Origin of the sequence: Lysinibacillus sp. YS11 (genome assembly GCF_002896375.1) — a bacterium.
Taxonomy (GTDB): domain Bacteria; phylum Bacillota; class Bacilli; order Bacillales_A; family Planococcaceae; genus Lysinibacillus; species Lysinibacillus capsici.
This window is the reverse complement of the sequence record NZ_CP026007.1, coordinates 3,951,982-3,964,742: the sequence shown is the minus strand read 5'-3', so window position 1 is coordinate 3,964,742 and position 12,761 is coordinate 3,951,982. Positions and strand designations below refer to the sequence as shown.

11 protein-coding genes and 1 riboswitch are annotated in these 12,761 nt (G+C 36.5%); of the genes, 9 read left to right on the top strand and 2 right to left on the bottom strand.

What is annotated here, in order from left to right; translation table 11 throughout:
- Nucleotides 1-181 precede the first annotated feature (181 nt).
- The 7 genes from LBYS11_RS19930 (at nucleotide 182) to LBYS11_RS19905 (ending at nucleotide 6,222) form a co-directional block, all read left to right on the top strand.
- Nucleotides 182-676 (top strand): YehS family protein, encoded by a 495-nt coding sequence (locus tag LBYS11_RS19930; protein WP_103118849.1) that lies wholly within the window; start codon nucleotides 182-184, stop codon nucleotides 674-676.
- Nucleotides 677-817: 141 nt separating this feature from the next.
- The gene (locus LBYS11_RS19925) at nucleotides 818-1,012 is read left to right on the top strand and encodes a hypothetical protein (protein WP_004225659.1); all 195 of its coding nucleotides are present in this window, start codon (nucleotides 818-820) and stop codon (nucleotides 1,010-1,012) included.
- A gap of 202 nt (nucleotides 1,013-1,214) precedes the next feature.
- Nucleotides 1,215-1,300: riboswitch (cyclic di-GMP riboswitch) on the top strand.
- Nucleotides 1,301-1,405: 105 nt separating this feature from the next.
- Nucleotides 1,406-2,581, top strand: a complete 1,176-nt coding sequence (locus LBYS11_RS19920; protein ID WP_233732200.1) for a methyl-accepting chemotaxis protein — start codon at nucleotides 1,406-1,408, stop codon at nucleotides 2,579-2,581.
- Nucleotides 2,578-3,156, top strand: coding sequence for a methyl-accepting chemotaxis protein (locus LBYS11_RS23840; RefSeq protein ID WP_369823990.1), 579 nt, complete (start codon nucleotides 2,578-2,580; stop codon nucleotides 3,154-3,156). Before LBYS11_RS19920 ends, LBYS11_RS23840 begins: the two co-directional genes overlap by 4 nt.
- Nucleotides 3,146-3,898, top strand: a complete 753-nt coding sequence (locus LBYS11_RS19915; protein ID WP_103118848.1) for an SDR family NAD(P)-dependent oxidoreductase — start codon at nucleotides 3,146-3,148, stop codon at nucleotides 3,896-3,898. Before LBYS11_RS23840 ends, LBYS11_RS19915 begins: the two co-directional genes overlap by 11 nt.
- A gap of 21 nt (nucleotides 3,899-3,919) precedes the next feature.
- Entirely contained in the window at nucleotides 3,920-5,410 is a 1,491-nt protein-coding gene (locus LBYS11_RS19910) for a sodium:solute symporter family protein (RefSeq protein ID WP_048394850.1), read from the top strand.
- A 137-nt stretch (nucleotides 5,411-5,547) separates the two neighbouring features.
- Nucleotides 5,548-6,222: a hypothetical protein gene (locus LBYS11_RS19905; protein WP_054548995.1), complete on the top strand. Its 675-nt coding sequence runs from the start codon at nucleotides 5,548-5,550 to the stop codon at nucleotides 6,220-6,222.
- Nucleotides 6,223-6,278: 56 nt separating this feature from the next.
- On the opposite strand, the gene LBYS11_RS19900 is transcribed toward LBYS11_RS19905, so the two are convergent.
- The gene (locus LBYS11_RS19900) at nucleotides 6,279-7,973 is read right to left on the bottom strand and encodes a methyl-accepting chemotaxis protein (RefSeq protein WP_048394846.1); all 1,695 of its coding nucleotides are present in this window, start codon (nucleotides 7,971-7,973) and stop codon (nucleotides 6,279-6,281) included.
- A gap of 262 nt (nucleotides 7,974-8,235) precedes the next feature.
- Nucleotides 8,236-9,231: a M23 family metallopeptidase gene (locus LBYS11_RS19895; protein ID WP_081010945.1), complete on the bottom strand. Its 996-nt coding sequence runs from the start codon at nucleotides 9,229-9,231 to the stop codon at nucleotides 8,236-8,238.
- Nucleotides 9,232-9,443: 212 nt separating this feature from the next.
- Here LBYS11_RS19895 and LBYS11_RS19890 point away from each other — a divergent pair, with 212 nt between their 5' ends.
- Together LBYS11_RS19890 and yhbH are read left to right on the top strand one after the other, a co-directional pair.
- The gene (locus tag LBYS11_RS19890; RefSeq protein ID WP_039884612.1) at nucleotides 9,444-11,339 is read left to right on the top strand and encodes a PrkA family serine protein kinase; all 1,896 of its coding nucleotides are present in this window, start codon (nucleotides 9,444-9,446) and stop codon (nucleotides 11,337-11,339) included.
- Nucleotides 11,340-11,602: 263 nt separating this feature from the next.
- On the top strand, nucleotides 11,603-12,760 hold the full coding sequence (gene yhbH / locus LBYS11_RS19885; RefSeq protein WP_048394843.1) for a sporulation protein YhbH: 1,158 nt from the start codon (nucleotides 11,603-11,605) through the stop codon (nucleotides 12,758-12,760).
- The last annotated feature ends 1 nt before the right edge of the window (nucleotide 12,761 follow it).

The window sequence follows — 12,761 nt, the reverse complement described above, 5'->3', positions numbered from 1 at the left end:
TCTCACCTCCTTGACCTTAGAATGGTTGCGATTAAATTTTTCATACATTTAAAAAGTAGGAAATGCACACGCTATTTGCTAACAACAACAACTTGTGGAAAGCTAGCAATAATCAGCAAACTCTCTGTTATAATTAAGCCTGGCTCTTTACTATATAAGGTTAATTAAAGGAGGAAATATAATGACAAATAATGATATCTTAATTCGTTTACGCTATGCGTTCGATATAAAAAATGTAGATATGGTAGAAATTTTTAAACTTGGTGGCATGGATTATACAAAGGAAGAAGTATTAAATATGCTGATTAAGATTAATGATGAGGAAGAAGCGCCAGAGGAATACATCAAATGTAATAATAAAATGTTAGAGGCATTTTTAAATGGATTAATTACTTTTAAACGCGGGCCTCAGAAACCAAGAGAAGGACAGGCTGTTGGACCTTTACCTGTGTCAGGTAAAGAAAGCCCAAATAATATGCTGCTAAAGAAAGTAAAAATTGCTTTAGCTTTAACAACTGAGGAGATGCTTGAGATTTTATATGACGGCGGCATTAAAGTTACAAAAGGTGAATTAGGTGCTATTTTAAGAAATCCAAGTCATCGTAATTATAAAGAGTGTGGCGATTCATTCGTACGAAATTTTTTAAGGGGCCTAACATATAAATATAGAGCATAATGCACAATGGATATCAATCATAAAGTGCCATTTTTTTCTTTAAAACTCGTTGACAATTTGTGACGAAATTGTGTACAATAAAATTATCACAAAATGTTCACAAAAAAGATGAAAAATGTTCACAGACAAAGGGGTGCTTGTATGATTTATTTTGACATCTTATTAGTAGCTATTGCATGTATTACAATGCCTTTTATTGTTGCAGTTATGTTAGATATTTTTTATGCGGAACGAAAAAAAGTACGCTTTTCATTACGTCGTACTTCCGTATGGTATATCGCTATGTTTGCGTTATCCTTTATACCTTCCGTATTACTTGTCACACAAAACGTATAATTTATTCAAACACTTAGGGGTAAGTGAATTGAAAGTGGACAGCTACAACGCTAATTGAGGTTGTAGCTGTTTTATTTTGTTCAATAGATGAATCATAATTAAGTAATTTATATAATTATTAATGAAGGAACAGCTAGTATAAAATATGTATGTTTTAAGTAGAGAGCATTGACTACTTTTACCTACTGTGTTAATTTTGGTAGGGAAATATAGGCAAATTTACTGAAAAGTAAAGACGCAAAGCTACAGGTCTAAGGCAATAAGTGCTATGGCGGCTGGGTTGCAAAAGAGTGCTAGTTGTATCATTCTCATTCTAGTTTTTGTTCTTTTATGCCTATTTCTTTTGAAATAGGCATTTTTTTGCAAGTAAAGTTCAAAGGAGGAAAAGGGGAAATGAAGTTGTTAAAAAACACATCATTAAAAAATAAGCTTTTACTAACAGTCTCTATCGTTGTATTACTGCTTATCGCTATTATTACGACGCAAAGTATTAGTGAATTGAATAATCGGATGAATGTGGATTTGGAGCAAGAATTAAAAAGTGTTGGTTTATTAACAGCTATGAACTTAGACAGTGATGAAGTAAAAGATTTGCTGTCCGAAAAAGGGGAAACAAACGCAAAGTTTACAAAGATCCAAAAGCAACTTGATATGATTCAGGAACAGCAAGGTATTATGAGCTGGAGTTATATTTGGGATGTCAAGGATGAGGGTGGCGTCAATCCAATTGGCTATACCTCTAATCTAAATGAAGTATATGAAGCCGGTGAAATTTTTACTGATTTAGCGGATGAACATGTAGAAACAGCAAAATTAGCTATTGAAAATAATAGTACAGAGGTAACTGATATATTCGAGGATCCTTTTGGTTCTTGGAGAACGGTTTTTAGTCCTATTAAAGATGATAATGGCCAACTGATTGCCCTATTAGGGATTGATTACTCCGCTGATTATATCAATACGATTATTAAAACAAGTGTGATTAAGCAAATTGTCATTGCCATTATCGGCATTTTAATTTTATTAGTTTTAGTTTACATAATTATAGATCGACTATTAAAGCCACTGAAAAAAGTAGTGAACGTTGCCAATCAAGTGGCAAATGGTGAATTAATAGATGTGGATTTAGAGACATCAAAGGATGAAATTGGTAAATTATCTGAATCCATTCGTACAATGGTGGCTAATTTGCAACATATTATTTTAAACATACGCAATACATCCAATCACGTTTCTTCAGCAGCCAATCAATTAACGGTACATGCTGGTGAAACTTATAACAGCTCAACAAATATTGCACTAGACATGAATCAAATTACACAAAATGCTGAGGCCTCGATGACCATGACAGAGGAAACAGCTGCTGCTATGGAAGAAACTGCAACAGGTATTCAGCAAATTGCTGATTCTGCAAATGTAGCTGCGGAATCCTCTATTTCAGCATCACAGGCTTCTGAACGAGGCAATGAAGTTGTACAACAAGTTATTGCTCAAATGGAGTTAATTAATGATTCTGTTGAACAAATAGGGACAACCATTAATGGACTACATGTTAATACAAAAAAATAAGTGAAATTGTTAGCTTAATTACTGCTATTGCCGATCAAACAAATCTATTAGCATTAAATGCTGCGATCGAAGCGGCACGAGCAGGTGAACATGGTAAAGGCTTTGCCGTTGTTGCGGATGAAGTGAGACGCTTAGCTGAACAATCCTCTCAATCAGCAACAGAAATTTATAATTTAATTAGTTCTATTCAGTCTGATTCAAACGCTTCTATCACAGTTATGGAAAAAGGCAAAGAGGATGTTAAGGTAGGGATGGCATTTACCAATGAAGTAGGCGAAATCTTTAAAGAAATTCTTACTTCCTCAGAAGAAGTAGCTAGCCAAATACGTGAAATTTCAGCAGCCTCACAACAAATTTCTGCATCCTCAGAAGAAGTGGCGGCATCTGTTAATAATATTAAACAATCTGCAGAGCAGTCAGCAGAGTTCTCTTCAAATGTCTCGAATTCTACACAAGAGCAATTATCTACCATGCAGGAAGTAAAGGATGCCTCTTCATCACTGGGCAAAACAGCAGAAGAGCTGCAAGGTCTAGTGGCAAAATTCAAATTGGAGAATGATCATAATGGACATTAATTTTACAGGAAAAAATGTTTTAATTACAGGCTCTAGTAAAGGAATCGGTAAAGCAATTGCTTTAGGCTTTGCGCAACATGGAGCCAATATTTTAATTAATTATATTGGGGATGAGCAAGAGGCAGAAGCTGTACGTGCAGAAGCAGAAAAGTTGGGTGTGAAAGCTTTAATATTCCATGCAGATGTTTCTAACTCTCAAGAAGTACAAGCGATGCATCAATTCATGGACGAGCATCTCGGGGATCTTGATGTTCTTGTAAATAACGCTGGATTTGCACAGGGTTCCAGCATTACAGATTTAACGGATGAGCAGTGGGATCGTATGATTAAAGTTCATTTATATGGCTGTTTCTATAATTGCCGTGAAGCAGCTAAAAGAATGAAGGAACGTAATACAGGAAAAATCATTAATATTTCATCTGATATTGGTAGCTTGGGTTGTGAAGAATTCACGCATTATTCAGCTGCGAAGGGTGCTATTAATGCTTTTACAAAGGCTTTAGCAAGAGAATTAGCACCTTCTATACTTGTCAATGCAGTTGCTCCTAGTGGAACATTTACGGACATTCTACAAGAGTTTGGCGATAACTATGTGGAGGAAGAATCCGCAAAATATCCATTAAAACGTTTAGCGCAACCAGAAGAGATTGCGAAAAGTGTATTATTTTTAGCCTCTAATCATGCTGACTTCTATACAGGTCAAATTTTAACGCCAAATGGTGGGGTCGTAATGAACGGTTAATGGAAAACGAAGGAGTAAATAATGTTAAATATTATTATCTTTTGCTTATACTTATTATTTATCTATTATATTGGCTATAAAGGCTATAAGCGTGTCAACACAGCTGAGGATTTAATTGTTGCTGGCTGGAGCATGCCTTTATCCGTTGTAACGGGTAGTTTAGTCGCTGCATTATTAGCAGCTCCCTTCTTTTTTGCAGCGGTAGGCTCTGGCTATACAAGTGGTGGCTTTGAAGGTTCGGCAACAATGGGTGGTTTAGGGACTTGTATGATTCTTGGAGCACTCATTTGGACAAAGCCATTACGACGTTTAAAGGGCTGGACATTAGCAGATTACTACGGTTTACGCTATGGCAGTAAAAAGCTAGGAGCCTATACAGGGGTTGTTATGGCAATTGCTTTTGGAGTTTTTAATGCAGCGGCGTTAACAGTTGGTGGAACGTATATTATTCAGCAATTGTTGCAAATTGATTTTATACCTGCGGCGCTTCTATTTGTATCGCTAACGGCTATTTATTCAGTTATTGGTGGTTTATGGGCAGTTGCCTATACTGAAATCGTACAAGGTGCGCTTGCAGTGGCAGGTATTTTGGGTATTACCATTTTTATTTTGTTTTACTATCCAGATGTTACATTTAATCCCGAGTGGTGGAATATCAGTACATTATTTGAGAAGGCAGGAGCAGAATTCTGGACTTTGTATCTTGTACTAGCACTTGGAGATATACCTGCAGTTGACCTTGGGCAGAGGGTAGCTGCTGCAAAAAGTCCACGGGTGGCACAACGAAGCATGATTATTGCTGGTATTATTGTCATTGCAATAAGCTGGATTCCAGGGATGCTAGGGGAAGCCTTTAAGTCTATTTATCCTGAAAGCACAAACCCAGAAACATTGATGCTTACCTTTGCACAAGGTTATTTTCCTCCTTTATTAGCAGCTATTTTCTTAACAGCTATGGCAGCCATGGGGATGTCTACAGTAGCTGCATGTTATGTAGCGACTTCAGGGATTGTCACAAAGAATATTTATTTAGATTTTATTAATCACAATCCTGATCCTAAGAAGCTATTAAGATTTTCGCGATCTATTATTCTAGCTAGTGCTTTATTAGGTTTAGTGCTAGCTGTAAGCTTCCAAAAAGTAATTGATTTAGCTTATTTAGCTTGGGATATTATATTCGTAACAATATTCTGGCCAATCGTTTTAGGACCATTTTGGAAACGTGTCAGTACACCAGCAGTTTGGGCAAGTATTTCCGTTGGCTTAGTTTATTACATTGTGACATCACTAACATTCGTACCTAGTCTGACAATCCAATCAGAAGGCTTCATAGGTCTATTAAATGAATTATGGCAGGCTCCTGTATTTTCAGGTGTTGTTATAACTGGTATCACAATTGTTGTGGTGAGCATACTCGTTCCGCCATCTGAGCATGTTCTTGAGATGCATAAAATAGAAAAAGATAAAACATTAGACGACGTAAGTAGTAAAGAAGAGCTAATTGGTCGTTAAAAGCAAAAGCACGGATTCATTGTAAAGTTCAATGAATTCGTGTTTTTTATTAGAATGAAACGATAGAATCAAGAATACTATTGCTAGTACATCATCTGAATTTTTCTAGTGATTATCTTGATAAAGGCGGGAATTGGATGAAAAATATTTTCTTCATTTTATTAGGGATTGTCTATCTTTATCTAGCAAATGCCATTGAATTAGTCATTATTAAGCAACTATTTTTTTTAATCGGGCTGGCTTTAGTCGGTCTAGGGAGTATCCGTTATTTAAAAGAGCGTTATATTGCCATACAAACTTTGACAGCCATGACGGAAGCTAGTGAGGAGGAGATAATGGCTATTCCTCATACACAATGTACAGTTTCCAATGATGCTTTAAATGCTTTACTGTTAAATGAACAGACAAACATGCTTATTTTCGCCCGAAGAGAAGCTTTAGACGAAGAACTAAAAATTATAGAGGTTCCATTTAACAGAATATATGAGGTTGCCATCATGGAAGATGAAGTATTTACGGTTAGAACAAAGAATCATCTAATGAGTGGTTCCTTACTTGCTGAAGCAGATGAAATAGAAGAAGAGGAGGTAGAAGAAGATACAATTTCACAGCTATCGCTAAAGTTAGTAGTAGATCATTTATCAGAGCCTATTCAAGAATATATGTTCATGGATAATAGTGAAGATCCCATATCAAAAGAGGAGGACGACTATAAAGAAGCCATAGAGCTTTGTGAGAAATGGTTTCAAAAGATAAGTGTTATTATTAAACGTCATGAACTGGAACGAGTGCCAATAAGTCATTGGCAATAAGAGAGAAGGCTATCTCAAAATAGAAAAATTTGAGATAGCCTTTGTTGTTTAGATGATTAAATTTTAAATTGCTGTAGCTGCGTATTTAACTCTTCGGCCATTCCAGCAAGCTGATTTGCACTTCTAGCGATTTCATCCATTGTAGCGGCGGTTTCCTCAACAGTTGCTGTTGTTTGCTCAACGCCAGCAGCGGATTCCTGTGAAATGGAGGCCATATCATCAATAGAAGCATTAATGGTTTCCGAATTTTGAGCAAGCTGATTTAAATTCGTTGTAATCGTTGAAATATTAACTATCATATCCCCAACAGCATCAGAAATTTTTTCAAATGTTTCATTAGTTTCATCGAGCTGTGTGGTTCCTCTTTTTACTTCCTCATAGCCAGTCTGAAGGGCAGATGTTACATTGCCAGTTTCACCTTGAATACGCTGGACAATTGTTGCAATATCCGTGACAGAGAACTGTACTTGCTCAGCAAGCTTTCGGACTTCATCTGCCACAACAGCAAAGCCCTTGCCATGCTCACCTGCTCGTGCTGCTTCGATTGCTGCATTTAATGCAAGTAAATTTGTTTGGTTTGAAATATCATCGATAACTGACACTAGCTTGGATATTTCAGCAGACTGTTCATTTAAATTTTCTACCTTTTTCACAGAGTCTAATACAATTTCATTTATTGTAGCCATTTGTTTGGTAGATTGCACCATTAAACTTTTCCCTGAAACCGTTAATTTTTGAACATGACTAGAATGTTCGCTTAATTCAATGCCCTCTTGTGTAGTTTCATGAATGCTACGCTTAAATGCTGTCATTGTTTCTGCCAAATCACCTGTGGTAGATGCTTGTGTTTCTGTACCAGATGCCAGCTCTTGCATCGTTACTGTAATTTGCTCAGTACCTGCTTGTACCTCATTCGATGATTGAGCAAGTTCTTCACTACTAGCTGCTACTGTTTCAGAAACCGAGTAGATAGACTGGATCGTTTGTTTTAATTTTTCGTTCATGTCATTGGCTGCTACCATTAACGTTCCAATTTCATCTCGTGTTTTTACAGGCAAAGGCTCTAGTTGCAAATTTCCATCTGCTAATTCTTTCATCCGGTCGGCTACTACTGTAACAGGTTTAGAGATGGTACTGGCTGTGATAATGGCAATTAGAATACCAGCTATAGTTAGAATCAAGCTAAAGACGATACCAATTGTTCGATTCTCAGAGCTAGTTGATACAACATCATTACCGACATCTGTAATGGCTTTAGCGCGTTCATCTGCCAGTTTTTCGTAACCATATCGCACTTTCGTTACGAGTTCATGTGTATCCATTAAATTTTCTAAAGCTAATTCTTTATTGCCCTTTTGGTAGATATCAAATACCTCTGTATTGACAAGGGTACTCCAATCTCGGGCAATTGCTACAAGTTGATCGCGTTCATCTGATTTTTCATATTTGTCTAGAATAGCGTTATTTTCCTCAGCCATTTTGCGATACTCATCAAATGATTCTTTGTATTTTTCGTCACCTGTCAACACATAATTTAACGCTGCAGATAGGCGGACACTCATAGAGAGTGCTAAATTTTTACTTGCATCTAAAACAACTAAATCTTCTTTCACTAAATCTTTTGCTTGTTTTTCCATATTTGTATTGGAATTGTAAGTGTAGGTTGTAAAGCTAACTACTAAAACTAACAAAAGAATAAATGCACTTAAAATTCGTGTTTTAAGTGTTTTAAACTTGATAATGCCTTTCATTTTCCCATCCCTTTACTATCTCATTGAGAAATTTTTTCAACACAAGTATTATTTTATAACTAATTATGCGTATTAATAAGCCTTTCGGTAGAAATATTTAAAAATAGTTTCTTAGTACAATGATATAATTATTTTCCTTTTATTTATAGTTAAATATATATAGATGTCTAACAACTAATTTATATGTTTATGTAGAATTTCCTATATAGAAAGAAAATACACCTGAAGCAAAATGCTTCAAGTGCCATAAGTAAAGGATTCTCTATTGTTTTTGATTTTTCGCCTGGCGTTCCCACTGTAGAAGGGAAGGATAAGGGTCAAAAGCCCATTCAGTTTTTCCATTAAATTTATAAATACCATAATGGAGATGTGGAGGGAATTTGCCCGATGTACCTTCTTTCCCATATCCAGAGCTTCCGACATAGCCAAGAACAGTACCAGGTTTAACAATTGTACCTACTTCAATTTCCTTATGATAGCTACCGAGGTGGGCATAATAGTGGTAGGAATTATGATTGTCGCGAATACCAATACGCCAGCCACCAAATTGATTCCATCCTTTTACCTCCACTATTCCATAAGAGGTAGATAATACAGGCGTTCCATAGCTGGCAAAAATATCAGTTCCCTCATGAATACGGCGTCCACCCCAACCACGATTGGCGCCCCAAGTGCCCCTGTAACTGTAATCAGAGCGGATATTTAGCGGGAAGGTATGTGCATCAAGTTCTATAGTTTTAAAATGTCTGTACAATGTGGAGATGGTAAATATTTGATTGACTGCTTCTTCGCTTCCGTAATATTCCCATAATGCTAATTTAAAATCCTCATCTGTTGTTCCAAATTTCCCTAAATAACTAGCCATCGAAAAAATGACATCCTCATCATCCTTTGGACTAGCGATTCCATCATGATTACCGTCAAGGCCCATTCCTCCGAAATAGCTAATTGTCTCAGGAGAAGTGTCTTCCTTTACAGGATTTAATGCACCTGACCAGTATTCATCAGAAAATTGGATAGCCAAATAGCCTTCTCGTTTAGGGATGTCTTTACGAACTGATTGTAGGTTTCTCTCATACTGATCGATAGCAGCTAAAAAATGCCATGGAATGAGTAATTCATCGAATTGTACATAATAGGACATACGCTGCTGTAAAATTTCTTCTTCTGTAAGATCCTCCTTTGCAAAAGAGGCAGAAGGGTACAGCATAATCCCTAAAAATAAAAATGTGAAAAGAAATATAAAATGGCGATGCAATGATGGACCTCCTTTCTAACGTTAGAATAACCGAAATTTTTATCTTCATTCAGTAAGGTTCTATGTATGAAAACAGTTGATATATCGGCAATTTTTTTGCCCCCAAAAATAGAAATAATAAGAAGAAACTTCATCAAAGAAAAAGTAATGGTATCATCATGCCATTAACTTCATACTATGTTATAAATCAAGCCCTGAATGGAGGGAAGGCTATTAACATTTTAGATAAAGTGAAAAACTATCGCGAAGAAGAAAACAGGCTGAAGTGGGAAGGGACATTTGCAGATTATTTAAACATCATTAGGGAAAGACCTGAAGTTGCTCAAACAGCCCATTCACGCGTCTACAATATGATAAAAAGTTCTGGTGTAGAGGAACGCGATGGGCAAAAAATGTACAAATTTTTCGGACAAGAAATTTTTGGGCTTGAAACAGCAATTGAAAGACTGGTGGAGGAATATTTCCATCCAGCAGCACGCAGGTTAGATGTTAGAAAACGTATTTTATTATTAATGGGACCAGTTAGTGGTGGTAAATCAACTATCGTTACCTTACTAAAACGCGGATTAGAGCAATATTCGCGAACTGATGAAGGTGCAGTTTACGCAATTAAGGGATGTCCAATGCATGAAGATCCGCTCCATTTAATTCCACATCATTTGCGTAATGAGTTCTTTGAGGAATATGGGATTAGAATTGAAGGAAGTTTATCGCCTTTAAATACAATGCGTCTTGAAAAGGAATACGATGGACGCATTGAAAATGTAATGATTGAACGTATTACTTTTTCAGAAGATAAACGTGTGGGTATAGGGACATTTACACCATCAGACCCTAAATCACAGGATATTGCAGATTTAACAGGAAGTATTGATTTTTCTACAATTGGTGAATTTGGTTCAGAGTCGGATCCTCGTGCTTACCGCTTTGATGGGGAGCTGAATAAGGCCAATAGAGGAATGATGGAATTCCAGGAGATGCTAAAACTAGATGAAAAATTCTTATGGAATTTATTATCATTAACGCAGGAAGGAAATTTCAAAGCAGGAAGATTTGCTTTAATTAGTGCAGATGAGTTAATCGTTGCTCATACAAATGAAACAGAGTATCGTTCATTTATTTCGAACAAAAAGAATGAGGCATTACATTCTCGAATTATCGTTATGCCAATTCCCTACAACCTCAAAGTTAGTCAGGAAGAGCATATTTATGAAAAGATGATAAAAGAGAGCGATATGTCCCATGTCCATATTGCACCGCATGCTTTAAAGGCCGCAGCAATCTTTTCGGTTCTCACTCGTTTGGAAGTTCCGAAAAAACAAGGTGTGGATCTAATTAAAAAAATGCGCTTGTACGACGGAGAAAATGTGGAGGGATTTAATTCCGTTGACTTAGAGGAGCTGAAGAAAGAGTTCCCGAATGAAGGCATGAACGGTATTGATCCACGCTATATTATTAACCGTATTTCTTCTGCTATTATCCGCAAAGAGATACCATCGATAAATGCATTAGACGTTTTACGAGCATTGAAGGATGGGTTAGATCAGCATGCATCGATTTCTCAAGAGGATCGTGAAAAATACATGAATTACATTGCGGTTGCTCGTAGAGAATATGATGAGATTGCTAAAAATGAAGTACAAAAGGCTTTTGTGTACTCCTATGAGGAATCGGCAAAAACATTGATGAATAACTACCTTGATAATGTAGAGGCATTCTGTAATAAAAATAAAATTTATGATCCACTTACTGGGGAAGAAATGAATCCAGATGAAAAATTAATGCGCTCGATTGAGGAGCAAATTGGCATTTCAGAAAATGCTAAAAAGGCATTCCGTGAAGAGATTCTCATTCGAATTTCTGCCTATGCACGAAAAGGTAAACGTTTTGATTATAATTCTCATGAAAGATTGCGAGAAGCCATTCAGAAGAAATTATTTGCAGATTTGAAAGATATCGTTAAAATTACTACTTCTTCTAAAATGCCAGATGAATCTCAACTGAAGAAGATTAATGAGGTTGTGGCAAGGCTTGTTGATGAACATGGCTATAATACAACATCAGCAAATGAGTTGCTACAGTATGTAGGAAGTTTGCTCAATCGATAACTTGATGTGCATTGTTCCAAGTCAGATAGGAGTGTCCCATTTTTAGGGCACTCCTTTTATTATCAGGAGGAGAGATTGATCAACAAAAAGCCCCAGAGGATGTCCGAGACTTTGAAGAGATACTTTAGAGCATGGTCGAAAAAAATCTGGACGTTTGAGGCGTGATTGATAAATATACAATTGATTTTATGAAAAAAGTTCAAAAATTTAGCTCACAAGCATAGTATAGAAAAAGCGAATTTGATAGATGGGTGAGGATAAAAATGACTGAACACGAAAATAAACGCTTTGTCATTTCTCAGGAAAATTGGTCCCTCCATCGTAAAGGGCACCAGGACCAACAACGCCATATGGAAAAAGTGAAAGATGCGATTAAAAATAATTTACCTGATTTAGTTAGCGAAGAAAGTATTGTGATGTCCAATGGTCGCGAGGTTATTAAGATACCAATTCGGTCACTTGATGAATATAAAATTCGATATAACTATGATAACTCTAAGCATGTAGGGCAGGGACAAGGGGATAGTAGTGTTGGAGATGTAGTAGCGCGGGATGGCAGTAAGGCCAATCAGGCTCCAGGTAAAGGAAAAGAAGCGGGTGACAAGCCTGGCCAAGATTATTATGAAGCGGAAGTCAGTATTGAGGAAATTCAAAATGTTTTATTTCATGAACTAGAGTTACCTAATTTACAGCAAAAAGAAAAGGCAGATATTAAAACAGAAAAAATAGAGTTTAATGATATTCGTAAAAAAGGACTCATGGGTAATGTCGATAAAAAGCGTACCATTTTAAATGCATTAAAGCGCAATGCGATGCATGGGAAAGCAGAAATAACGCCAATCCACAATGACGATTTACGTTTTAAAACATGGGATGAAGTGGAGAAGCCAGAATCCAAAGCAGTAGTGCTCGCCATGATGGATACAAGTGGCTCAATGGGCGCATTTGAAAAATATTGTGCGAGAAGCTTCTTCTTTTGGATGACGAAGTTTTTACGGTCAAAATATGAAACAGTAGAAATTGAATTTATTGCTCATCACACTGAGGCAAAGGTTGTCACAGAAGAGGAGTTTTTTACAAAGGGCGAAAGTGGTGGAACCATTTGTTCTTCAGCTTATAAAAAGGCATTGGAATTAATTCAGGATAAATATCATCCGTCTCGCTACAATATTTATCCTGTCCATTTTTCAGATGGTGAAAATATATCGATGGACAATGAAAAGTGCTTGAAGTTAGTAGGAGAGTTAATGGATGTATCCAGCATGTTTGGCTATGGTGAGGTGAATCAGCATAACCGTTTCTCAACGCTTATGTATACGTATAAAAAAATTGATGATCCTAAATTCAGATACCATATTCTGAGAAAAAAAGGCGATGTGTATGACGCCTTAAAGAGCTTTTTCAAGAAAAGTGAAGAGTAAC